Source organism: Idiomarina solivarensis, assembly GCF_033052755.1.
Taxonomy (GTDB): domain Bacteria; phylum Pseudomonadota; class Gammaproteobacteria; order Enterobacterales; family Alteromonadaceae; genus Idiomarina.
The window spans coordinates 1-21,265 of record NZ_JAVFHZ010000009.1; the positions used below are offsets into that span (position 1 = coordinate 1).

A 21,265-nucleotide genomic window follows, 5' to 3' on the forward strand; every position below is an offset into this window, starting at 1 on the left:
GTTAACTTGTCCGGATGACACCGGAACGCTTGTCCGAATGATGCCGGAATCGCTGTCCGGATAGACCGAAATACGCAGCCTGCCATTACTTCTTACTGCTTATCTAAACCTAGTTCCTTTTATACTCATCTTAAAGTTGGTTTAGTTGTTCCGAACAAGAATGATTGTCAATATGGGGAGATATTGACAAATATCATAGTGACTTATATTTTATATTCGAATAAATATAAAAAAGGTATAATTCACATGAAATATTTTGGAGCATTCTTGGCATCTGGCTTTATCCTTATAATAGTTGCAGTATTGCCTAAAAATGCAAGCGCAGTGCAGTTTACCCACAAGTGCGTTACGACGGTTGTTACTGACGTGGGAAGTGGTACAGTTTGGACTGGTCAAACATGTTGGTGGGAAGCAGCGGGCGGCGGTGGAGGAGGAAGTAGCAGTCCTGACCCTTTGCCTGGTGGAACTGGTAGCGGTATATCAGATGGCTCCGATGCATACGTTAGGAACGAATTCGACACAGATGGAGATTACGAGTTTGATTGTTGGAAAGATGTTGTTGAAAACGGCGATTACTACTTAGATAGTGGTGATGACTTCGGCACTAGAATTCTGAATGGAGAGCCGGACGCCCATAATGGAATTGATATACAAGCCCCACATGGGACTATAATTAGGTCTCCTGCCTACGGTAAGGTCAAGGAGGTTTCGATGATCGACGATTCCCCAAATGGGGCCTTTGTGCGTATAAGATATATTAAAAATCAAGTGCTATATGAGGCTGTGATGATTCATATGATTGAAGGTTCTCCGAGTGTTAGTCCAGGGGACGTAGTTTACCCTGGTCAGCCTGTGGGCGCAGTCAATTCTACCGGCGCTTCAGATGGGCACCATGTGCATTTTGAAGTGAAAGTGATTACTACGCCAATATCGCCTGATGGTATTAATCCGATAACCCGGAAACCTTATAATTACATGACTTTAGGCCCAGTAGATCCAGTAGATCCTGTAGCTCGAATGGGTGGATCAACTTGTGAAAAAAACCAATAGGGAACAAGAGAATGAAACTTTTACTATTAATAACGCTGATAGCAACGTTGCTAGTTAGTACAGGAGTAAACTCACAAGAATTACACTTCGGTGAGAGAAACAGTTCCTACAGCTACATTTTAAACTCACAATATATAGCAGTTATTGATGAATCGAAAAAAAGTAAAGTAAACTTTTACACTAAGAACCAAGATTTGGTTCGGACTGTTTCCCTCGATTGGGAAGTTAACCATGCATGGACCCTTAGCCATGGGCGTTTTCTTGCGGCCTCTCTAAAGCGCGCTCCAAATCCTGACGCTTTTAATCAAGTGGTATTATTCAACAAAGATAAGGTGATTAAAAAATTTTATAATGTTGCGAATGTTGTAACTGTTCCTGGTGGAGATTACTTTGCTATTATTGGAGAGATAACTTCATCTAATCACACCCCCGTAAGAATTTACGATAAAAAAGGTAAACTAGTTAAAGACGGGATACTTCCACGCGGCACATCATATCGCATTATTTTTATTTCTCCTGATCTAAAACAGTTAGCAGTGTCGCCCTTTTCAACAGATTCAAGCTCCGTAAGTAGCATTGATGTGTATTACGGTAAGGAATTTTCCGAAAAAACAAATTACAGTTTTGGTGGCGCTGATATTTTCCAGACAATTCCGATTGCTGATGGAGTCGTTGTTGTAAATGTAGATCGTCGTTTGGTTGCGCTTTCTAAAAATGAGAGCAAGTGGGTTATACCAAATAGAGAGTTCATGTTTACTGTGGATCAAGTCAAGCCCGGTACTGATTCAGAATACATTATCCTTCAAGAAAATATCGGTAGAGTTGCTGTTGTTAATACAGAAGGGGAAGTCGTTTTTGACTCAAATTCTGATTTAGAAGCTGCGGTGAGTGATATCGTAGCGAGTGGTGCTCGTATTGATGTCGTAAATGATAAGCTGGTGATTAATGATAGTGAAAAGGGCGACTTACTGCTGATTCCCCTAAAAGGTCACAATAAAGAAAAACGAATTCAAGCGGAAAGCCAGATAATTTCGATTGATGTTGAAAGCGGTCTTTACGCGTTCAGAGTCAATGGGAAGTTAAAAATTAAGAAAATTAATTAGTAGCTACTAACTACGTATTTAAACTATTCAATAGAAATGCCCAGTTCAGTTTTTCACTGTTCTGGGCATTTCTTTTATAGAGTATGCTAGTAATCTCAAGCCGTAAAGGATTGTTCCCTGATTTTATGAGAATATCCCAAACAAGGCGCCATGTGCCCGTAAAATCTTGGTAGAACCCCTGACCGAAGAATATGTTTAAGAGTATTATTCTCGCAGAGAATCGCTAAGCCTGTATAGGCAAGAAAGTCTGACCAGAAATTTACTGTCAGCTCACTTACAAACTTTAGTTAAGTCAAGGGTGAACTCACATGCCATAACAGAATCATTTTTCCAATGATGTATGTCTGATTTAGCACTACATCCAGAATCTTCTATAATTGCTCTGTTTCCTTCGCATAGAAGCACCGAAGAGTTTTCTCCTTCTATTTTCAGTTGCAAATCGTAACCGGTAAAAATTTCAAGTCTACTCGAGTCATGATTAACGGCTTTTAATAAGAGTTCTGACTTAGTAAGGTTTTTTCCGTTATCGAATTTGACGAGGGCGTCGACACCAGCTGCTAAATCTTTTAGATCTGAGGCAATGTCATACATTTTTTCAGGATCAGATGAGTCGGCGTAGCTATTGCACCCTGCAACTAGAAGTAGCGACAATAACGTTAAAGTTAGTATTTTTTTCATTATAGATCCCACGCAGTTAACTTTCCTGATTCGTCTTGTCCATTATCTAAATTCCAATTTTTGATATCATCCAAGCTTTCGTCGCAGAAGACATATCGACCAACAATACCTATATAGCTTTGAATATTTTTTACGGCCATATCAAAGATATCATCGTAATCCATGACTCCGGCCGGAGTTTCTAAATCAAAAATATAAGTGTCATTGACTTCGTCAGGCCTTGGATATAGCAGGCCTGAATCAGCAGCGACATGTCGTGCCCACTTGAAAAATCGGTACCCCTCATCTGCATTATCTACTATTGTTTGAAAGCCCCCATGCCATTTATTGAAATCTGGTTTAATCTTTTTGAAGTAATCTTGATGAATGCTAACAAGAGCTTCTTCCCAGATTTTAGTTATGTCGGTGTCTAAGTGTCCGTTTCCATCTACACATTCACCTATATTACTTTTCACACGGTCTGCTAAGCCGATCTCTCCAAGGTTTAAGCGTTGCCAAATATGAGTATCTTGGTGCATTTCACATACTCTATGGTCTGTTTTGTTTTCTTTATACTCGCCAACTTTCAATTCCACTACGGGATGGATCGTGATATCAGCTATAACGTGCGAAGTGTATCCACATAGCCAGGAGAATACCTTTTCCTTTGCAGCCTGGTCATCGAGCATCTTACATGCTTTAGCTAGTACCTTGACTAATTCACCAGTATTGTCGTAATGCATCAAGTCAGCCCAGTGGTTCTGATCTGAATCCATTACTGCAAGGTATGGGTAATCAGGAGAGACACACCCGAGTTCCACAAAATGGGTATTTAGAGCTAGGATTCTTTTTGCTTCTGAAGGCATATCAATACTAGTTAAAGAATTTGAACTAATAGATAGATTTGCGGCGGTAAGGTGGGCAAAGGCTCCAGGCATAATATTTCTCTTAGAGGTTAATAGTTAATGTATTATTACCATGAATAAGTTACATTAATATATGCAATTTAGTATATTTATTAGTCGAGCTGTCAGTAGGGATTATCGATGTTGAAGTACAAAATAGCGTTGTATATTCCATTTTTACGTTGTAAATGACATCCTTTTTCACGTTCTAAGTAATACTCGTCGAAGAATTCCTTAGATATAAGCCGCTTGCCCCGTTTTTTGCCACAGAAGCTCTGGAGATTCTGATATCACATCTTCAATATCGAATTCGCCAACAACTTTACCTACAGGCGTTTTTGAGTAAACGACTACGATTGTAATGCCCTGTCTCTTAAAAGAGTTTTTTATGGACTCAAACTTTTTCGCACCTCGAGAATTCTATTTACAAACTCTGGATAAGAGCTGCCATACACCTCGAAATCATGATCGCAGTCCACCAATCAGTAGTAGCGATTATTGCGCGAATTTAGAATTTATTATGCGAATTGACATTTGGTATTGCGGTTGGTCTTAGCCTAGGAACACCTAGTATCTTTGAAAGCCAATACTTAAGTGATGGTTTATATTGGATTTGAACACTGTTATTGAGGAACCTGTTATGAAAAAAACAGCAAATCAGTCAGTAGAGGTGATTACTGATATTCTTTGTGATGCCTGCAGTGCTAGCGTTGTCCCTGACTTTCAAAAAGGGCGGCGCGGCAGCCTTAACGACTTTAGCGAGTATGGAATACTGCATGCGTCGTATGGTTATGGCTCAAACCAGGACGGTGACTCATTTCATTTTGACTTATGCGAAAGGTGCTTCAAAGAGTTGGTAAATAAGGTAAAGGGCATGCAGGCATCTAACGCTCTAGGCGCTTAAGGTACTGTTTATAAACCCATCCGCGCGGGGAATGTCCTAGGAACGACCTATAGCTCTCGGTACATTTCAAAAGATTGTACAGCCGATGCTCCAGAATGATTTTCGTTACTGAGATAATAGACTCGTGAATTTACGGCAGACACAAAAAATCCGACATTATGTCGGCTTTACGCGAAGCTGTTAGAGCATTATTTCAATGAGGCACGGTTTTTTGTGCGGACTCTGCCTTCTTGCTTAGCTTTAGCAATAGCGGCGTGAAGCATGCGCAAACCGGCAGCCTTCCTTTCAGAGACTTTACAAGTTTGGTTTGAATGCATAAACACCTCCAGAGTTACCTGCTAACCATCAAATCAATCTTACTTCAACACTCTTATAGCTTACAAGGAAGACCTTATAAAATTTCTAACTTTTTCGATATGTTTCGGGTTTCCGCTAGCTATCAGTTTACTTGGTTGGTCATCTTCAAGATGGTTATGTGGCGAATTCATCCACTCAAGGTGATGCGCATCCTGCAAGAACAACTTACGCAAGTCGGCATAGATACCAAGTATAAGCGATGCGACAAAAGCAAATTCATCGGAAAATTCATAATCGGAATTCAGCTCATATTTAGACAGCTTTTCTTTGAAATGAGAGTACACAGGACTGTGCTTCAGCTCCCAGAACTCAAGGATATTTATCACTACTTTTGCAGCTTTAGCTGTCTTTTCCTGAGTTAATTGAAAACACTCACGGTTCAATTCAAAAGCACTGTACAGTTCGCTTGCTTGATTTATGTCAGTATCCATAAAAAGTCCTCTCAATCTGAGGAAAATACTTTTCAACTAATTACTTGCCACCTAAAAGGTGTCTAGTAAAGTCTAGGAAATCCACCTACGTAAAAACTACTTTAAGAAAGTAACTAATAAAGTATGTTTTAGACTACCTCGGCAATAGACTTAAACTGGTGTTCAAGTGTATCTAAATCAGCACCGTAGAGCGGACCTAATGAATCTATGCCTGGTTGACTCCACTTTTCAGTACCATTAATAGCTTTCCTAACACCGTTTAATTGACCTCTTATCGAGTTCCTAAACTGTTCCATAGTTCGACCATTACCTAGCAATGGGTACAGAGCCGCAAATACGTGTTCAGCAACGTAACTGTCATGCCCCAGATGCCGTGAAACTCTCTGATGTATTGAGTCTTTCTCTTTCATCTCAATCATAGCAATGATATATGCTACCTGCTTTTCAAAATTTGTTCTGCTCAACGGTAAGTCCTCTCGTTTTAACTCAAAAACCTAGTAACACTAACAGCCCCCTTAATCTCATCAAGGTTTTTAGATGGGTAACTTACTGGGTAAATTAGCACAGATTTAGCCTGGTTTTTAACCTGTTTTGATTAATTCAAGTGATAAGCTGTTACAGTTAATAGAAATAACTGAACACCTAAACTTTTATGAAATATCCAAGTTATAACGCGTTCACATGGCTAATAGGAACCACCGCATTGTTATACGCTGGCATTATGCTGGGGCTAATACTATGCGGAGGAGCCGACTTTTTAGGCAGTATATCGGACATTGTTACTGCTGCAGGAACAATAGGTCTATTAATAACAGCTGTTGTTAGTTACCAAAGCTGGAAAAAGCCTATGGTCGAAGCGAGTAAGCTAGATGCAGTTAAATCGCTCATCCGATACTATGCTCGAGCTGAGGTGACCGTAGAGTTCATAACCCGACAGTACTACCAACTTAGTGAGCGCATTAAGCATTTCGAAGGCCATAATAGTGAAAAAGAAGACTTGCTAAGCAGAGTGGAAGATATTCAATCTCAGTTCAAAAAGTTAAAGAGTACTTTAATCGAAGTCTGTACGGAAGCTTATATTATAGACGACAAGGTAGCGGATGCGGCTAAGCATTTAATAACAGCACAAAGCGGCTCAGAGATCCATCTAACACTTCTAGTAGATGAGGTTAAACAAACTATTGAACACGGCTCCCCAGAAACTGATGATGACCCTGTAGGCCCTGTTCGTAAGTATTTAAATGGGTTGGTAGATAGCATTTTCCCTAGCAGTATGGACGAGATTAGAAAAAGCCTTCTGGAGTCAAAAACTGAACTGCAAAAGCATTTTAAAACCCAATAAGCTAATGTTTTACCAATTATAAAAACCGATGGTACTTATAAAGAATGGAAGAGTTTGTTGTTCAAGTCATAGCCGACAATGACGTAAAAACAAAAAGAGTTCAACTTGAAGCTGAAAAGCACAGTGACATTGCGCAGCAGAAAGCCAAGTTACTTAAGGTCATGGAACTCATCGACATCTACGATCAAGTTATCGACTCCCATGTAGAAGCCAAGACTGTGTTTTACAAACTTAGTGTCCAATCTGCAATTGAAAGAACTAAAGGCCAAGCATTTGTGCAACAGACAAGAAACCAGCTCAATCGCTGCATGTTTAATACACTGAATCTTGGCAAACTCTATTTAGACAAGAACTTTTTTAAAGAGAAGTCATTCATAAAGAAAATCACCGAAAGTGAAGAGGCACACCAAAAAGCTGAAAATTTGCGTAAAAAAGTGTTCACCGAAAACAGTGAATATATGCTGGGCTGTGAACTGCGTGCATACAGCCAACATGCTTCGATAATGACCAGGACTATACATAGGGGGATACAAAGAGACCTCGAAAAAAGCCAACTAACGGCTAATGTCAGCGCATCAATTTCAAAGCGTGAATTATGCTCCAAAAGACATATCAGCGAAGAAAAGTTGCTTCGTATTCCCGATAAAATAGATTTGCAAAAGTGTCTAGACGGATATGTTGATGGCATATCTGAAATGCACATCTTAAATTTAAACTTGTTGCGGGATTTCGTTGACGCCCTAATAAAGCAAATTGAAACTTTCGCGCAATCGTTAGCGCATAATGTAGGGGCAAATATTTCGGATGCTTACTTTATCAAAGTGACCTGCGACACGCATAGTGATGAAAACGAACAAAACACCAACGAAGCAAGCGTCTCAATCAGCTCTGAATGGCTAGATTTAATAAGGCAACTTCTGGATAAGCACAGATCCGCAACCAAATTTCTCCATACAAAACACGAACCTTCCTAGCAGTTTATTGTGATGATACCAGTCTTTTGGCAGCTTAATGCAAATTAAAGCTTATAAGTAAACTCAATAATTCCTTTTAAAACAATATATTACACGATAATTTCAAACCTTGGAATAATCGTCGTTCGTTAAATAAAAGTAGCATTTATTATGCGAATTGACACTTATCGGAAATAACTTTAGCTTCACCAGCCCTTAAAGAGGCGATTGGTTACCGTCGCCTAACTGAGTGTCTCCGAGCAAATAGGTATTAGGGTAGAGGCCATAAATTGTAATTTAAAAATGTACACTTTCATTTAAAGATGTTCACTTTCAATTAGCTCTAAAACTTACAGCTGGAGCGTTCGGACGGCTTTACTGACCCTACTATGGTTAAAGATTATTTAACTGCACAGTTGCGTCATCAGGGCCGCGAAGTCTTTGCTCTTTTGCTGCTGGATAGTCAGCATCGCCTATTACGCTATGAAGAATTGTTTCAGGGGACTATTAATGCTGCGCCGGTTTACCCTCGTGAGGTGATCAAGCTAGTTATGCAGTATAATGCCGCTGCAGTCATTTTGGCACACAACCACCCATCGGGCGTGGCAGAGCCCAGCCAGGCTGACCAGCGAGTAACTGAAAGAGTTAAAAAAGCGCTGACATTAATCGATGTTGCCTTGCTCGATCATTTCGTTATAGGCGCCGGTAATCCAGTTTCTTTTGCAGAGCGCGGATTGTTGTAGTTTTGTACTGGCGGTTTGGTGAAAAATCACGTAAAATCCGCACCGAACGATCGATGACGATCAAATTTCCGTCGTATTAGCTTGATTAGAAGGGCAGTTTGCTGTATAAAATGCGCCCTCGGATTTATAGGCAAGGTCACGTTGGGCGACAGGCGAGCTTGCAGCAATTTTGGAGTAGAGACATGTCACAAATATGCCAAATTACAGGTAAGCGTCCGGTAGTCGGTAACAACCGCTCGCACGCACGCAATGCGACTAAACGTCGCTTCCTGCCGAACATACAATCGCACCGCTTTTGGGTAGAAAGCGAAAAGCGTTGGGTTAAGTTACGCATTTCTACTAAAGGTATGCGTATCATTGATAAAAACGGTATCGATACGGTATTAGCGGATCTCCGCGGCCGTGGTGTTAAGGTTTAAGGAACTAAATTATGCGCGATAAGATTCGTTTAGTATCATCTGCTGGTACAGGTTATTTCTATACCACAGACAAAAACAAACGCACCATGCCAGAAAAGATGGAGATCAAAAAATTCGATCCAGTGGTTCGTAAGCACGTGATCTTCAAAGAAGCTAAAATCAAGTAATTGGTTTCAATGCTTACAAAAAACCCAGTCTCGGCTGGGTTTTTTATTGTCTGAAATTTGAATGCTAGCGCGGTGGGTCAATAATGCCGGAGACGCTGGCATTGATGCGGAACCAGCCAGTAATACTGAAACGATCACGTTCTGAGCGCAATACTTCATGCACAAAGCGGTCGCTTAAAAACACCACTAAACGTCCTTGTTTAGGTAGTATGGTTTCCAGCGCTTGGCCTTTGTCGCCATACATAACCAATTGCCCTCCGTCACTTTCCTGCCACTTTGGGTTTAAATAAAACACCGTGGTCAGTACGCGATTACTCCGGCCTTTAAAGGCGTCCAGATGCTTTTTATAGAAAGCGCCCTTAGGGTAATGTGCCAAATGGCATTCGTAATCGAATAAACCAAGAAACAGCTCGCGGTTAAATTCAGTGCGTAATTGCTCCATAATACTGAGGTAATCGTTATGGCGGGGCTCTTCCTGGCTTAGCCAGTAAATGCGGTCGTTGCGAACCATCGTATTGATGGTCTGGCTTTGTTGGCGGCCTATGCCGGCCAGATTCCAAAATTGTGCAGGTAACTGCTGAGCGTAGTGATACAGTGCTTGCGAACGTTCCGCCTGCAGAAAATCATCGATAATGCAGTAGCCGTGATCGGCAACGTTGTCGATAATATCAGATAGCACCATAATCTAATAAGGTTCCATATTTTTGTTGTCGCGCGAGAATATAGGGTATTCTCCGGTAAGCCAACAAGAAAATGATTCGATACGTTAGCACAAAGGGCGCATGCTGATGAAAGTGAATGAAAAGCGAAAGATATTTGGACTGACCATGACCCGACGGGCGTGGAATAACGTTCTAGTGTACGTCATACTCATTATTATGGTGGTATTTTGGTATGTTGCACCGCCAGTTAAGGAAAATCCTGACCAGAGTATAGCGCAAGGATCTGCGTCGGGTGACGTTATTGGTTTGCTGCCCGCGGACAGTAATTTAAATGAGATACAAATAGATCAGCTTAAATTGGCGCTGACTGAGCAAAAATGGCAGTGCCTGAAGCCTTGCCGTTTGTCTGAAAATGTTGCCCAAAGAGTTGCTGAGAATTGGCTGGCATTGACTATGGAGCCAACCAGCCAGCAGGCGGAGAACTTAATAACGAACGTTTACTTTCGTTTTGCCGGGGGCGAGGAGGCTCGTATTGAGCTTTATGCAGAGCCCGAGTTGATAATCCGTTTGCCGAATCAACAGCAGAACTATTTTGTGAAAGAATTTACTGCCAGTGAGTTGCTGGGTCATTAAGGACGTTTCAAGGTTATGCCAGAATTACCGGAAGTTGAAGTGAGCCGTTTAGGCATTTCTCCCCACATTGAAGGCCAAAAAATTAAGGCTGTTCAGGTTCATGATAAACGGCTGCGCTGGCCCGTGCCGGAAACGGTGCATCAGGTGGAAGGCCATGTTTTGCGTTCGGTCAGTCGTCGCTCAAAGTATTTACTGTTACAGACGGACAATGGCTGCCTGATTCTGCACTTGGGAATGTCGGGTAAGCTGCGGGTGGTGCCGGCAGAAACGACCCACTATAAGCACGATCACATTGATATTGAGTTTGATAATGGGCAAACCTTGCGCTTAAACGATCCGCGTCGTTTTGGCGCCTTATTATACAGCGAAAGAGACGTTGTAGAGCATGACTTGCTGAGGCAACTAGGCCCTGAACCGTTAACCGACGCGTTTAATATCGACTATTTATTTGAACGCTCGCGAGGACGCACGCAATCAGTGAAAACCTTTATTATGGACAATAAAGTGGTGGTGGGAGTTGGTAATATTTACGCCAATGAGGCCTTGTTCAAGGCAGGCATTAACCCTAAGAGAGCGGCAGGTAAAATCAGTAGAATGCGCTACCAGAAGTTAGTTCCACTGATAAAGGAAACCTTGGCCACTGCGATTGAAATGGGCGGGACAACGTTGAAAGACTTCACCCAGGTTGATGGTAACCCGGGTTATTTCGCCCAAAAACTTCAGGTCTACGGGCGCGGTGGAAAGCTTTGCATGGTGTGTAGTCAGCGGTTAAAAGAAATTAGGCTGGGTCAGCGTAGCACGGTTTACTGCACACAATGCCAGCGGTAATTTAATTTTTCACCGCCGCCAGCAGTTCATTAACAAAACTTTTCGGCTCGGAAAGAAACGGGGCGTGTGCGCTTTTGCTGAAAACGACCGCTTTTGATGCCGGTGCCAATGCGGAGATGTCGTCAATAGCCCTCTCCGGCACCAGACTGTCCAAGCGTCCGTAAAAACGACTAAAAGGTGTTTGAATTTTAGATAGCTGCTCTCGTAAGTCAGCGGTTTGTAAAATGGTTAACGCAGCTTTTAAAACGCGGGAGTCAGGCATCGGCTTGGTGAATATTAGTTGTTTTACCTGTTTAACCTGTTCCCTTGCGTCCGGACTTCCCATAGCCTGAATGGCTAAAAAGCGTTCGATAGTTTTTTTGAAATTGCCGTCCAGTTGCTGCTGAAACTGCTCCAGCACACCAGACTTAATACCTGCCCAGTCACGGTTTTCAACAAAATGGGGGGAAGATGCAACGGTGTTTAATGACAACACCTGTTCGGGGTAATTAAGCGCAATTTGTGTGGCAATAAGCCCACCTAAAGACCAGCCCAATAGATGAAAACGTTCTGGCAAGGCAGGCATCAGTTGTTCAACAAAGCTTTTCAGCGACACCTCGTTATCGGTTACCCAGTTGGAATCGCCAAAGCCTGGCAAATCAACGCAGTGTAACTGAAAGTGCTCGCTTAACTCGGGTACGATTGGTTGCCAGATATTGGCGTTCATTCCCCAGCCATGGAGTACAACAAAAGGTGTTCCTGTGCCACAGCACGTTACCGAAAGGCTCACTATACTATCTGTCCTGAGTTATCGATGAAGAGGTCATATGCTAGCGTTTTTAAGGCGTCTCGCCAATGCTTTTGAGCTGGGCGTATGCTGGAGTTGTGGCTACTCTCAGGTCGCTGCCGGAAGTCTTTGTCCCTATTGTGAGGAGGCTTTGCCGCGCTGGTACCCCCGTTGCTGCCAGCATTTATCGGATATAGAACCGTATTTGTCCGAAGGGCAGAAACGTTGTCGTTATTGGTATGGTGCATTGCGTTGGGAGCCGCAGGTACAGCAATTGATGGCGTTGTTTAAGTTTCGCAATAAGGCGGAGTTAGCCCCTTTGTTGGCTAATCAACTGGCGGCTCATTTACGCCTTTGTTATCAACACCAGGCGCTGCCTGATTGTGTCGTTGCGGTGCCTATGACACAGCAAGCATGGCGTAAAAGAGGGTTTCACCAGACCGCTTTATTGGCACAGCATTTGTCGGTAACGCTGGAGTTGCCTTATATTGTCGGGGGGTTACGTAAAATACGCTCAGTACCAATGCAACATATGGCTTCACAGTCGTCGCGCTGGGAGAACAGTCGGCGGAGTCAACTTGCGCTTCACGATTATAGCGGCTGTACCGTAGCGGTCGTTGACGACGTACTGAGTACGGGAGCAACTATGATGGCGGCGGCTGACGCGCTCTACAAAAAAGGCGCTAAAGCGGTGGATGCCTGGGCCGTTGTCTATAACCAGCACGACTAGAAACTGAAGGGCATCTCGGTTACACTATACCTTAGTAATTTACTCAGGTATAAGCCGTGAGGTCAGTATTTATGATTCGTATTTCAGAAGCAGCGCAGTCCCACTTTCAAAAGCTATTAGCCGATCAACCCGACGGCACGTGTATTCGCGTGTTTGTGGTAAATCCGGGGATGGCGAATGCTGAGTGTGGTGTTTCTTATTGCCCGCCGGATTCCGTCGAACCGGACGATGAACGTCTGCCATTTAACGGTTTTGATGCCGTGGTGGATTCTGGCAGCGCGCCTTTTTTAGAAGACGCTGCTATTGATTTTGAAGAGCAGGAGATGGGTTCGCAGTTAACCCTGAAAGCACCTAACGCCAAAGCGCGCAAAGTTGCAGACGATGCGCCGCTAATTGAACGCGTGGAGTACGTTATTCAAGCCGAAATTAACCCGCAACTGGCTAGCCATGGTGGTCAGGTGATGGTAGCTGAAATTACCGATGACGGTGTGGCCATTCTGCAATTTGGTGGTGGCTGTAATGGTTGTAGCATGATTGACGTCACTCTGAAAAACGGCATAGAAAAAGAGTTGCTTGAGCGCTTCCCAGATGAAGTGAACGGTGTTCGTGACATAACTGATCATGAGCACGGAGAGCACTCGTACTACTAGACCATTCGATTATACAACTTCGTATTTTTCGATTTTTTGATGTTAAAAATATGTGATCCCTTGCACAAATAATGCTCGTAACGATATAGGCCTAATCAATACGAGGATTTAAATCATGCAAGGGATCAAAAAACTGGGTGTCATAACGACATCACTTTTACTCATCAGTGGCTGCAATTTGTTTGACAGCGACGATGACGATACTACCACACCTGTACCAGAAGCTGAATCTAGCTTTGTTCGTGTACACCACACTTCTGCTGATTCGCCAAACGTAAACGTGTTAGCGGGTGATTCAGCGCTATTAGAAGATGTGCCTTACCATGCGTCTTCCGCGATTCTCGAAGTTGACGGAGGTGATTATGACATTACGGTTCAGGGTATTTTGCCTGACGGCAGTACCGTTGATGCCATTGGACCGACTAACCTAAGTTTTGCCGCAGACACGCGTTATGAAGTATTCGCTATTGGTCAATTGGCTGACGCTTCGTTAGAGCCGCTCATCCTCTCAAATTCGGTCTCAGAAGTGACTGCAGGTGAAAGTCGCATCCAAGTGGTCCATGCGGCCTACGGTGCGCCAACTGTCGATGTTTATCTGACCGCTCCGGACGCTGATTTAAGTACCGCATCAGCGACTTTAACTCTGGCTTATGCTGAAGACAGTGGGCAGGTCAGTGTTGAGGCGGGTGATTACCGAATCAGGTTAACCGGTGCGGGAGATGACGCTGTTGTCTATGACTCTGGAACGGTTAGTCTGGCGGATGGTGGTGACTACATCATTGCCGCGACGAACAATGTTTCGGCGAACTTAGACAACTCGCCGGTAACTTTGCAGGTCAGTGATGGCGAAGCGACAACGTTATTACCTGACGTCAATGCCGGTGCTGATGTTCGCGTAGTACATGCGGTGGCAGATGCGCCAAATGTCGATGTGACATTGAACGATGCGGCAGAGCCGCAGATTCCGAACCTGGCCTTCCCAAATGCCACCGGATATCTGAATCTTGCAGCCGCCGAATACAGTGTTGATGTCGCTGCGGCTGGTGGTGCTCCGGTCGTAATCGAAAATGCCGCTCTTGTGCTGGAAAATGCGACGAGTTACTCAGTGTATGCCGTGGGTGAATTAAGCACTATTGGTCTGCAGGTGTTGACTGAAGAGCGCCGCCGGGTGACCACCGCTGCTCAGGTACAGCTGGTTCATGCCGCGCCAAGTGCTGGTAATGTGGATATTTATATTACTGAAACCGATGATATCAGTGCGGCTGAACCCGACTTTGCGGATATTCCGTTTAACGCAGATGCTCTCGTTAGTACTGGTAATGTGGCTTTAACACCGGGTGACTATGTGGTTACGGTTACCGCAACAGGCACGACGGATGTTGCTATCCAGACGCCAGTGTTAACCCTGGATGGTGGCGGTATCTATACCGCAGTCGCGGTTGATGCGACTAGCGGCGGACTTCCTCCGCAGCTTATCCTGATGGATGATTTGGCGAACTAAGGTATTTGAGCCAAATTGCCTGGGTTATACCACGCATTAATAAAAAGCCGCTGAGAGCTAACCACAGACCGTGGTTCTCCAGCGGCAATCCAAGCCACCACAACGGCAAAAAGCCAATCACAGCGCTTAAAATCATCGTGTTACGCATACCCCGGCTGAAAGATAGGCCGATAAATACGCCATCGAACCAGTAACTCCAGTGCGCCAGTAGCGGCAGTAAAACTATCCAGGGTAAATAGGCTTCGGCCACCCGAATTATCTCAGGTATATCGGTAATGAGACGAATAATAACGTCGCCTGCCATGGCAAAAACAAGCGAGTAAACAACCGCAAATAATGACGACCAGAGCAAGGTTATTTTGCACCAGTATCTAATTTTATTGTAGTGCTTCTGACCTTTAGCCTGGCCGGCTAAAGCCTCCACCGAATAAGCAATGCCGTCCAATCCGAGTGATATTAGCATCAAAAACTGCATTAATACGGCATTCACCGCCACCATGGTGCTGCCGTAACGGGTTGCGTAGCCAGTCATGGTTGCCATACAAAGTTGCAGTATCAGGCTGCGAACAAATATATTGCCGTTCACGCCGAGAAACTCTCGTAGTTGCTGTACCTTTAATTGCCAGTGACGAAAGTGCCAACCAAGGGCGCGAGCCGTCCAATAGAAGCCGACAATAGCGGTAACCCATTCAGCACTTAATGACGCCCAGGCTGCACCTTTTACGTTAAGGCCAAAACCGAGAATCAATATGACGTCCATAACGACATTGACGGCGTTAGTGATAATGACCAGTAACATGGCTTTGCGGCTGTTTTGACGACCCAGCAACACGCCCAGAGCGACGAGCGTTATCAGTGACGCTGGTGCAGACCATAAGCGGATCTCAATGTAATCGCGGGCGTAGCTTTCAAGTTCGGTGGCGGGCGCGACCATCCACATAGCCAAGTCGTTAATCCAGGGACTTGCGGCGGCTATCAGGAGACCTAAAATTAACGCAATGACGATGCCGTTATTAAAGTGCTGGCGCTGAGCATTGATGTCATCGGCACCATACGACTGGGCAATGTAGCCTGTGGTCGCCATGCGTAAAAACACGGCCAACAGATAAATAAAGCTGACCACCATAGCGCCAACCGCTACCGCCGATAAGTAGATAGCATCGGGCAAATGACCTATGATGGCGGTATCGACTAAACCGAGAAGAGGCGCAGCAATATTGGAAACAATCATTGGCAAAGCAATCGCAAAGACGCGGCTGTGATCAGACAATGAAAATCCAAACAGCTTCTGCATAAGGGGCCTCAAGTAACTCGGTAAATAATGATTTTTTATTTTATCAGGAGTCAGTATGAATATGTTGAACAAAATGGCCTTGAGTGCCGTTTCAGGAGTGTTGCTAGGATGCTCACAACCGGCCCAGGCACAGAGCGATGATAGTGTTGTGGTGCTGCAGTATCATCATGTCAGCAGCTCGACTCCGGCGGTTACCTCGATTGATCCGGAAACGTTTCGTGAGCACCTGCAGTACCTGAAGGACAATAATTTTAATGTCATCGACATTACTACTGCCCGCGATGCGATTGAAAAAAATGGTGAGCTTCCGGAAAAAGCGGTTGTTATTACCTTTGACGATGGCTATCAAAATGTCTATGAAAACGCTGTAGACGCTCTGGAAGAGTTTGAAATGCCTTACACTGTGTTCGTTAACCCCGAGTTAATGCGTAAGCACAGCGGGCACTACATGGGCTGGGAAGAGCTGAAAGACATTCAGCAAAATGGGGCTACCATTGCTAATCATGGCCAGACCCACGCGCACTTAATTCGACAACAGCCGGGCGAAAGCGATGAAGAGTGGCGTCAACGTATGCATGACGATATTGTCACAGCGCAAAAAGCAATAGATGAAAACTTAGGACAACAGCAAAAATACTTTGCATACCCTTATGGAGAGTACAACAACGAGTTACGAGCTCTGTTAAAAGAGTGGGGCTTTCATGCTTTTGCTCAGCATTCCGGGCCCTGGTCGCGCTGGAGCGAAGACACGGTTATTACACGCTTCCCTGCATCGGGTATCTACGCAAATTTAAAAACCCTGAAAACGAAGCTTAACTCAAAGGCGATGCCGGTGGTCGATTACCAGCCAGAAGAACCTCTGGTTGCTCACAGCAATGCGCAGCCAACGATTAGTGTTACTTTGCAAGAAGGTGAAACCTTAAATGACATGCGAACCGATGCGCTGCGTTGCTTTGCCGGTGGTTCGGTACTGGAACCGAAATGGGAGAGTGAGACCCGTTTCAGTATCATGCTGAAGAACGACATCAATATTGGACGTTCACGGGTTAACTGTACAGCACCGAGCGCGTCCGGAACGGGTTATTATTGGTATTCAGTGGCGCTTATACGGCCTAATGAATCGGGCAGCTGGCCCGATTAATCGGCAATAATGGCAAAATCTTTTTTCAATTGCTTCATGTCGACTACCGGAATTTCACCGCGTTGGTGGTCGGCATTAAAAATTGCTTTCCGGTGACCATTAGGGTTCACCAAAATAATCGCTGCACTATGATTGACCAAGTAGTTTTCTTCACCTTCGTCCGGAATGGAATACATTAGCCCTAGGTCTCTGACGAAAGGAAAGAGATTTTTGTGTTCCGCTCGAACGCCGACAAACTCACTGCCAAAGTAATTAACGTATTGTGTGAGTCGCTCAATGTCATCACGTTTGGGGTCAACTGAGATCATCCATATTTTAACCGGTTCTGATACCTCTTCCTGTAACGCAGGAATAATGCTTTTGAGGTCTGACATTGTGGTCGGGCAAATATCCGGACAAAAAGTGTAACCGGTAAAGAGTAGGGTCCACTGACCTTTCAACGCCTTATTTTCTATGGCGCCATCAGCGGTGCTTTGTAAATTAAATGGTTTTAATGCTCGCGGCGGTTCGTAAATCAGGGCCTCGGGCTTTTCTTCCGGCCAGAAGTTATAAACTGCGTACCCGGCGGCTAAGGCAACCAGTGCCGCTAGTAACGTGACCATTCGACTCATGCTTTTACTCCATTACACGTAGTGATCGACCAGTAAAATGACAAACAGCAGCATGAGATGCCAGATAGAGAAAGCAAACATATTAAAGGCTGTTTTCTTGCTGGGGGCATACTTAAGCTTCCAGGCGTAAGCCAGGAAAACAGCGTTAAGCAAGCTAACACCCACAAGGTAAATCATACCGGTCATACCAATTAAGAAGGGCAGTAGGCAGACGACGGTAAGTAAAACGGTGTACAAGAAGATGCACGTTTTGGTGAAATCGATGCCATGGGTTACTGGCAGCATTGGAATTTCCGCACGAGCGTAATCTTTGGCTCTGTGTACCGCAAGCGCCCAGAAGTGAGGTGGTGTCCAGGTGAAAATGATCATCACCAATAAAACCGCTGGGGCATTAATTTCATTGGTTACCGCTGTCCAGCCGAGAAGAGGCGGTGCCGCACCGGCTAAACCACCAATAACAATGTTTTGTGGTGTTGCCCGTTTTAGGAACATGGTATACACCACCGCATACCCGACCATACTGGCAAAGGTTAGCCATGCCGTTAAAGGGTTAACCCAGGCGTACAAAGTGACGAAACCAATAGCTCCAATAGTGGCTGCAAAGACCGTGACTTTGGTTGGAGACAAGTGACCTGAGGGCAGAGGACGGCGCAGCGTGCGTGCCATCTTAGCGTCAATGTGACGATCGACCAGATGATTAATGGCAGCGGCAGCGGCCGACATCAAACCAATGCCGGTTAAAGCAGGCACCAACACCTTTAACGATACGAGCTCTTCGGTGGCGAGACACATGCCAACCACTGCGGTCAGCAGCAATAAAGCAACCACTCTGGGCTTAGTCAGCTCCAGGTAGTCCCGCCAGTGAGCGTTGCGCGTTTTTGTTATATTTTTTGTGGCAACGGACTGCATAGTGACAACTCCTTTACGCTTTTCTGGACAGGTTGTAATTCAACCCGACCAACGACAGTAACAATAAAGCACCAACAGCATTGTGTGCTACTGCGTTCCAAAGCGGTAATTGAAAGACTACGTTACTAATACCGAGCAGAATTTGCAAAGACAATAACATGCCGATAACAACTAATGACCGGCGGAAGAATTGCGATTTGGCTTTTCTCCAGCATTTGAAGAGTAAAGTACAAACCACTAAGACTGTAATAATTGCTCCAATCCGGTGCATTATGTGCATTGTCATTCGGTCATTGTAATCGTGCGCCCCAAACTGGTAGGTTTCCGCTTCGGGGACGCTAAACGCCCCGGTAAAATCCAGCTTAGAGGTCCAGTCGCCTTCACAGAAAGGGAGCTCTGTACAGGCTACGGCTGCATAATTAGCCGCCACCCAACCGCCTAAAGCAATTTGCCCGATAACAACCAGCAAGGTAAAAAACGCCAGGCCACGGTAGCGTCTTAACTCCGAGTCACCGCCCGCCAGTCGAAAAGATGACAGTCGTAATGACAGGAGGTAAAGCAGCGATATAATCGAGAACCCCCCTAGTAAATGGCCCATCACAATTAACGGCTGTAAGTTCATGGTAACCGTCCACATGCCCAGAGCCGCTTGAAATATCACGAGTCCGAGTAATAGGGTAGGAAGTTTAACCGGGGTAGGGTAGTGACTGTAACGGCGGCTTTTTATCCAGGATATAACGGCAATGGTGAATATCAATAAACCGAGTGTACCAGCGAAGTAGCGGTGCACCATTTCATTCCAGGCTTTGTCTTGCTCAACGGGGGCTTCTGGAAATCGTAGTTCGGCCTGTTGGATGTGCTCTACCTGAGACGGCACCTTTAGAAAACCGTAGCAACCAGGCCAGTCCGGACAGCCGAGGCCAGCCTCGGTTAAACGGGTGAAGGCCCCAAGGACAATGACCACAAAAGCAAAAATAACGCTGATTTTTACCAGTAGACGCATGGTGTTTCCTTACCCGATTCTGGACAATTTAAGCAGCTTACGAAGATCCGCGAGCACGTTTTTGCCTTCCACAATCATTTGTTTTTTATCATGATGGGTGGGGTAGTACAGCATGACGTTGTACATTGGATCGATGATAAATAGTGTATTTTCAGGCAGGTCACTTAGTTGCTTAATGAGCTGCGGTGCCACTAACTGCGTGATGTGCGGTGCACTATGATTAAACTCGGCTTGCGAGCTTTCGCTCGGGTGCAGGACAACAGGCGTCAGACGATCGGTGTCTTTGCCAATTGCGACGTCCACCTGGTTCATTACGTATAAGGTATTTTCACAGGTGATTTCACAGTTTTGTGGCGCTATGTAACCCAACTGCCAGCCCTCAGGCAGTTGGTCCGCCTGTTGGTTTAATGTGATGGGGGGTTGTAACAAACTGCCTTTGTTGGTTCCTGCTTCATACCAGTTTTGAGATAGGATCAGCCAGGCAGCCAGTAAGGGCACAAGAAAGGCCAGGAAAACAATAATAATAGCGCGTCGAGAGCGATTGGGGGAGCTCATCGGGTCTCCTCTTTTTTGGGTTGTTTATTCAGTTTTATAACAGCAAATAGAAAAATTACCAAGCACGCAACAGCCAGCGAGAACCACTGTAGCGCGTAACCTTGATGTTTTTCCGGTGGCATGACCTGGGGCTGCCAGTCGCGCTGCCAACCTATAGTCGCTGGTGATTTAAGTAAAAACGTATAATCGGATAAGGGTAGATCCAGCTGTTCAGCCACTTCTCTTGGCTGAAATTCTTGTATTCTAATTCGGTTTTCAGCGAGCTCGGTTTCGTAAAGGTTATTAACGAACTGATTATCTGACGGAAAATACAGAAAACCGGTTATGTCGTATTGCCCTCTGGGAAGCGTGATCTCAGGTAGTGACTGGCGAGTCGCAGGTGCCGGTAACCAACCCATATTGACAGGAACGTAATATTCAGGCGTTGTCTTTGGCTGAAACAGCGCAATGACTTGGTAACCCACTATGCCTTCTTCAATTTGGTTATCCAGGAAGAAGACTGGTTGGTGTACAAATTCGCCGGTCATCGCAACATAATGAAAACGGTGTGACTCGGGTGATATGCTGCTCAGAAGACTCAGTTGAGCGGCTTCATTAGTTAATTGCTGTTGCTCGTAATCGGCAAACAGCTGGCGCTTTTGCTCAGCCCGCTCCAGTTGCCAAAAACCTAACTTGACCAATGCCGCAATTGCCAGCAGAGTAACTAACGTAGCGACAAGAGGAAAACGTATGTTGGTCTTTTTTAAAATCATTATTGTACTACTGCTGCTTTATATGGTGGTGAATCTCTTCCGGGCGTTATTCAGTATGCTGCGGAATGATCCTAATAAACCACCCATGTCCCATTATTTGGGAAAACGAGTGGGAGTAGCCGCCGTTATTCTGATAATACTGATAGCGGCGACTGCCAGTGGTTTCCTACCTTTAAATCCACGCCCCTATTAAGCGGGG

General features: G+C 44.8%; 26 protein-coding genes and 1 pseudogene. 15 read left to right on the forward strand and 12 right to left on the reverse strand.

Features of this window, described 5'->3' with window-relative positions:
- The first annotated feature begins 183 nt into the window (after window positions 1-183).
- Both RBK99_RS12545 and RBK99_RS12550 read left to right on the forward strand, forming a co-directional pair.
- On the forward strand, window positions 184-1,050 hold the full coding sequence (locus RBK99_RS12545; protein WP_317504943.1) for a M23 family metallopeptidase: 867 nt from the start codon (window positions 184-186) through the stop codon (window positions 1,048-1,050).
- Window positions 1,051-1,061: 11 nt separating this feature from the next.
- On the forward strand, window positions 1,062-2,153 hold the full coding sequence (locus tag RBK99_RS12550) for a hypothetical protein (RefSeq protein WP_317504944.1): 1,092 nt from the start codon (window positions 1,062-1,064) through the stop codon (window positions 2,151-2,153).
- A 270-nt stretch (window positions 2,154-2,423) separates the two neighbouring features.
- Here RBK99_RS12550 and RBK99_RS12555 read toward each other — a convergent pair whose 3' ends face one another.
- Window positions 2,424-2,831 carry a hypothetical protein gene (locus RBK99_RS12555; protein ID WP_317504945.1) on the reverse strand — a complete coding sequence of 136 codons (408 nt, stop codon included), beginning with the start codon at window positions 2,829-2,831 and terminating at the stop codon, window positions 2,424-2,426.
- A complete protein-coding gene (locus RBK99_RS12560) occupies window positions 2,831-3,748 on the reverse strand; it encodes a zinc dependent phospholipase C family protein (protein ID WP_317504946.1) in 918 nt (305 codons plus the stop codon). The genes RBK99_RS12555 and RBK99_RS12560 overlap by 1 nt, the downstream gene beginning before the upstream one ends.
- Window positions 3,749-4,355: 607 nt before the next feature.
- On the opposite strand from RBK99_RS12560, the gene RBK99_RS12565 reads away from it, so the two are divergent.
- Entirely contained in the window at window positions 4,356-4,619 is a 264-nt protein-coding gene (locus RBK99_RS12565; RefSeq protein ID WP_317504947.1) for a hypothetical protein, read from the forward strand.
- Window positions 4,620-4,996: 377 nt separating this feature from the next.
- On the opposite strand, the gene RBK99_RS12570 is transcribed toward RBK99_RS12565, so the two are convergent.
- Both RBK99_RS12570 and RBK99_RS12575 read right to left on the reverse strand, forming a co-directional pair.
- Complete coding sequence (locus RBK99_RS12570; RefSeq protein ID WP_317504948.1) at window positions 4,997-5,407, reverse strand: hypothetical protein; 411 nt, start codon at window positions 5,405-5,407, stop codon at window positions 4,997-4,999.
- Window positions 5,408-5,535: 128 nt separating this feature from the next.
- The gene (locus RBK99_RS12575; protein WP_317504949.1) at window positions 5,536-5,871 is read right to left on the reverse strand and encodes a hypothetical protein; all 336 of its coding nucleotides are present in this window, start codon (window positions 5,869-5,871) and stop codon (window positions 5,536-5,538) included.
- A 239-nt stretch (window positions 5,872-6,110) separates the two neighbouring features.
- Here RBK99_RS12575 and RBK99_RS12580 point away from each other — a divergent pair, with 239 nt between their 5' ends.
- The 5 genes and pseudogenes from RBK99_RS12580 (at window position 6,111) to rpmG (ending at window position 9,031) form a co-directional block, all read left to right on the forward strand.
- Window positions 6,111-6,749 carry a hypothetical protein gene (locus tag RBK99_RS12580; RefSeq protein WP_317504950.1) on the forward strand — a complete coding sequence of 213 codons (639 nt, stop codon included), beginning with the start codon at window positions 6,111-6,113 and terminating at the stop codon, window positions 6,747-6,749.
- Between the two features lie 44 nt (window positions 6,750-6,793).
- Window positions 6,794-7,723, forward strand: coding sequence for a hypothetical protein (locus RBK99_RS12585; protein ID WP_317504951.1), 930 nt, complete (start codon window positions 6,794-6,796; stop codon window positions 7,721-7,723).
- 332 nt (window positions 7,724-8,055) lie between these two features.
- Window positions 8,056-8,445, forward strand: a pseudogene (gene radC, locus RBK99_RS12590) (RadC family protein); the annotation flags it as partial.
- A gap of 182 nt (window positions 8,446-8,627) precedes the next feature.
- Complete coding sequence (gene rpmB / locus RBK99_RS12595) at window positions 8,628-8,864, forward strand: 50S ribosomal protein L28 (protein WP_317504952.1); 237 nt, start codon at window positions 8,628-8,630, stop codon at window positions 8,862-8,864.
- Between the two features lie 11 nt (window positions 8,865-8,875).
- Window positions 8,876-9,031, forward strand: a complete 156-nt coding sequence (gene rpmG / locus RBK99_RS12600) for a 50S ribosomal protein L33 (RefSeq protein WP_006953863.1) — start codon at window positions 8,876-8,878, stop codon at window positions 9,029-9,031.
- A gap of 64 nt (window positions 9,032-9,095) precedes the next feature.
- Here the strand turns inward: rpmG and RBK99_RS12605 are convergent, their stop codons facing one another.
- Window positions 9,096-9,713: a 2OG-Fe(II) oxygenase gene (locus RBK99_RS12605; protein WP_317504953.1), complete on the reverse strand. Its 618-nt coding sequence runs from the start codon at window positions 9,711-9,713 to the stop codon at window positions 9,096-9,098.
- 106 nt (window positions 9,714-9,819) lie between these two features.
- Between RBK99_RS12605 and RBK99_RS12610 the strand changes: the two genes are divergently transcribed.
- Together RBK99_RS12610 and mutM are read left to right on the forward strand one after the other, a co-directional pair.
- A complete protein-coding gene (locus RBK99_RS12610; RefSeq protein ID WP_317504954.1) occupies window positions 9,820-10,326 on the forward strand; it encodes a hypothetical protein in 507 nt (168 codons plus the stop codon).
- A 15-nt stretch (window positions 10,327-10,341) separates the two neighbouring features.
- A complete protein-coding gene (gene mutM, locus RBK99_RS12615; protein ID WP_317504955.1) occupies window positions 10,342-11,154 on the forward strand; it encodes a bifunctional DNA-formamidopyrimidine glycosylase/DNA-(apurinic or apyrimidinic site) lyase in 813 nt (270 codons plus the stop codon).
- Window position 11,155: 1 nt separating this feature from the next.
- Here mutM and bioH read toward each other — a convergent pair whose 3' ends face one another.
- On the reverse strand, window positions 11,156-11,923 hold the full coding sequence (gene bioH / locus RBK99_RS12620; protein WP_317504956.1) for a pimeloyl-ACP methyl ester esterase BioH: 768 nt from the start codon (window positions 11,921-11,923) through the stop codon (window positions 11,156-11,158).
- Window positions 11,924-11,960: 37 nt separating this feature from the next.
- On the opposite strand from bioH, the gene RBK99_RS12625 reads away from it, so the two are divergent.
- From RBK99_RS12625 to RBK99_RS12635, 3 genes are all read left to right on the forward strand, one after another.
- On the forward strand, window positions 11,961-12,650 hold the full coding sequence (locus RBK99_RS12625; protein WP_317504957.1) for a ComF family protein: 690 nt from the start codon (window positions 11,961-11,963) through the stop codon (window positions 12,648-12,650).
- A gap of 71 nt (window positions 12,651-12,721) precedes the next feature.
- Window positions 12,722-13,300 carry a Fe-S biogenesis protein NfuA gene (gene nfuA, locus RBK99_RS12630; RefSeq protein WP_317504958.1) on the forward strand — a complete coding sequence of 193 codons (579 nt, stop codon included), beginning with the start codon at window positions 12,722-12,724 and terminating at the stop codon, window positions 13,298-13,300.
- Window positions 13,301-13,415: 115 nt separating this feature from the next.
- Window positions 13,416-14,801 (forward strand): DUF4397 domain-containing protein, encoded by a 1,386-nt coding sequence (locus tag RBK99_RS12635; RefSeq protein ID WP_317504959.1) that lies wholly within the window; start codon window positions 13,416-13,418, stop codon window positions 14,799-14,801.
- Here RBK99_RS12635 and RBK99_RS12640 read toward each other — a convergent pair.
- Entirely contained in the window at window positions 14,773-16,095 is a 1,323-nt protein-coding gene (locus tag RBK99_RS12640; RefSeq protein ID WP_317504960.1) for an MATE family efflux transporter, read from the reverse strand. The two genes, RBK99_RS12635 and RBK99_RS12640, sit on opposite strands and share 29 nt — an antisense overlap.
- Before the next feature lie 55 nt (window positions 16,096-16,150).
- Here RBK99_RS12640 and RBK99_RS12645 point away from each other — a divergent pair, with 55 nt between their 5' ends.
- Window positions 16,151-17,236 (forward strand): polysaccharide deacetylase family protein, encoded by a 1,086-nt coding sequence (locus RBK99_RS12645; protein ID WP_317504961.1) that lies wholly within the window; start codon window positions 16,151-16,153, stop codon window positions 17,234-17,236.
- On the opposite strand, the gene RBK99_RS12650 is transcribed toward RBK99_RS12645, so the two are convergent.
- From RBK99_RS12650 to RBK99_RS12670, 5 genes are read right to left on the reverse strand one after another with little or no spacing between them, the layout of a single operon-like run.
- Window positions 17,233-17,847, reverse strand: a complete 615-nt coding sequence (locus RBK99_RS12650; protein WP_317504962.1) for an SCO family protein — start codon at window positions 17,845-17,847, stop codon at window positions 17,233-17,235. The two genes, RBK99_RS12645 and RBK99_RS12650, sit on opposite strands and share 4 nt — an antisense overlap.
- Before the next feature lie 12 nt (window positions 17,848-17,859).
- On the reverse strand, window positions 17,860-18,756 hold the full coding sequence (cyoE, locus tag RBK99_RS12655) for a heme o synthase (protein ID WP_317504963.1): 897 nt from the start codon (window positions 18,754-18,756) through the stop codon (window positions 17,860-17,862).
- Window positions 18,757-18,769: 13 nt separating this feature from the next.
- On the reverse strand, window positions 18,770-19,759 hold the full coding sequence (locus RBK99_RS12660; protein WP_317504964.1) for a COX15/CtaA family protein: 990 nt from the start codon (window positions 19,757-19,759) through the stop codon (window positions 18,770-18,772).
- A gap of 9 nt (window positions 19,760-19,768) precedes the next feature.
- A complete protein-coding gene (locus RBK99_RS12665; RefSeq protein WP_317504965.1) occupies window positions 19,769-20,314 on the reverse strand; it encodes a redox-active disulfide-containing membrane protein in 546 nt (181 codons plus the stop codon).
- The gene (locus RBK99_RS12670) at window positions 20,311-21,066 is read right to left on the reverse strand and encodes an SURF1 family protein (RefSeq protein WP_317504966.1); all 756 of its coding nucleotides are present in this window, start codon (window positions 21,064-21,066) and stop codon (window positions 20,311-20,313) included. Before RBK99_RS12670 ends, RBK99_RS12665 begins: the two co-directional genes overlap by 4 nt.
- On the opposite strand from RBK99_RS12670, the gene RBK99_RS12675 reads away from it, so the two are divergent.
- The gene (locus tag RBK99_RS12675; protein WP_317504967.1) at window positions 21,044-21,259 is read left to right on the forward strand and encodes a DUF2909 domain-containing protein; all 216 of its coding nucleotides are present in this window, start codon (window positions 21,044-21,046) and stop codon (window positions 21,257-21,259) included. The two genes, RBK99_RS12670 and RBK99_RS12675, sit on opposite strands and share 23 nt — an antisense overlap.
- The last annotated feature ends 6 nt before the right edge of the window (window positions 21,260-21,265 follow it).

What these genes read in the sequence shown, in the direction of transcription:
- RBK99_RS12550 (WP_317504944.1), top strand. Translation starts at nt 1,062, where the DNA reads ATGAAACTTTTACTATTAATAACGCTGATAGCAACGTTGCTAGTTAGT.
- RBK99_RS12555 (WP_317504945.1), bottom strand. Translation starts at nt 2,831, where the DNA reads ATGAAAAAAATACTAACTTTAACGTTATTGTCGCTACTTCTAGTTGCA.
- RBK99_RS12560 (WP_317504946.1), bottom strand. Translation starts at nt 3,748, where the DNA reads ATGCCTGGAGCCTTTGCCCACCTTACCGCCGCAAATCTATCTATTAGT.
- RBK99_RS12565 (WP_317504947.1), top strand. Translation starts at nt 4,356, where the DNA reads ATGAAAAAAACAGCAAATCAGTCAGTAGAGGTGATTACTGATATTCTT.
- RBK99_RS12570 (WP_317504948.1), bottom strand. Translation starts at nt 5,407, where the DNA reads ATGGATACTGACATAAATCAAGCAAGCGAACTGTACAGTGCTTTTGAA.
- RBK99_RS12585 (WP_317504951.1), top strand. Translation starts at nt 6,794, where the DNA reads ATGGAAGAGTTTGTTGTTCAAGTCATAGCCGACAATGACGTAAAAACA.
- rpmB (WP_317504952.1), top strand. Translation starts at nt 8,628, where the DNA reads ATGTCACAAATATGCCAAATTACAGGTAAGCGTCCGGTAGTCGGTAAC.
- rpmG (WP_006953863.1), top strand. Translation starts at nt 8,876, where the DNA reads ATGCGCGATAAGATTCGTTTAGTATCATCTGCTGGTACAGGTTATTTC.
- RBK99_RS12605 (WP_317504953.1), bottom strand. Translation starts at nt 9,713, where the DNA reads ATGGTGCTATCTGATATTATCGACAACGTTGCCGATCACGGCTACTGC.
- RBK99_RS12610 (WP_317504954.1), top strand. Translation starts at nt 9,820, where the DNA reads ATGAAAGTGAATGAAAAGCGAAAGATATTTGGACTGACCATGACCCGA.
- mutM (WP_317504955.1), top strand. Translation starts at nt 10,342, where the DNA reads ATGCCAGAATTACCGGAAGTTGAAGTGAGCCGTTTAGGCATTTCTCCC.
- RBK99_RS12625 (WP_317504957.1), top strand. Translation starts at nt 11,961, where the DNA reads ATGCTAGCGTTTTTAAGGCGTCTCGCCAATGCTTTTGAGCTGGGCGTA.
- nfuA (WP_317504958.1), top strand. Translation starts at nt 12,722, where the DNA reads ATGATTCGTATTTCAGAAGCAGCGCAGTCCCACTTTCAAAAGCTATTA.
- RBK99_RS12635 (WP_317504959.1), top strand. Translation starts at nt 13,416, where the DNA reads ATGCAAGGGATCAAAAAACTGGGTGTCATAACGACATCACTTTTACTC.
- RBK99_RS12640 (WP_317504960.1), bottom strand. Translation starts at nt 16,095, where the DNA reads ATGCAGAAGCTGTTTGGATTTTCATTGTCTGATCACAGCCGCGTCTTT.
- RBK99_RS12645 (WP_317504961.1), top strand. Translation starts at nt 16,151, where the DNA reads ATGAATATGTTGAACAAAATGGCCTTGAGTGCCGTTTCAGGAGTGTTG.
- RBK99_RS12650 (WP_317504962.1), bottom strand. Translation starts at nt 17,847, where the DNA reads ATGAGTCGAATGGTCACGTTACTAGCGGCACTGGTTGCCTTAGCCGCC.
- cyoE (WP_317504963.1), bottom strand. Translation starts at nt 18,756, where the DNA reads ATGCAGTCCGTTGCCACAAAAAATATAACAAAAACGCGCAACGCTCAC.
- RBK99_RS12660 (WP_317504964.1), bottom strand. Translation starts at nt 19,759, where the DNA reads ATGCGTCTACTGGTAAAAATCAGCGTTATTTTTGCTTTTGTGGTCATT.
- RBK99_RS12665 (WP_317504965.1), bottom strand. Translation starts at nt 20,314, where the DNA reads ATGAGCTCCCCCAATCGCTCTCGACGCGCTATTATTATTGTTTTCCTG.
- RBK99_RS12675 (WP_317504967.1), top strand. Translation starts at nt 21,044, where the DNA reads ATGTTGGTCTTTTTTAAAATCATTATTGTACTACTGCTGCTTTATATG.
- RBK99_RS12670 (WP_317504966.1), bottom strand. Translation starts at nt 21,066, where the DNA reads ATGATTTTAAAAAAGACCAACATACGTTTTCCTCTTGTCGCTACGTTA.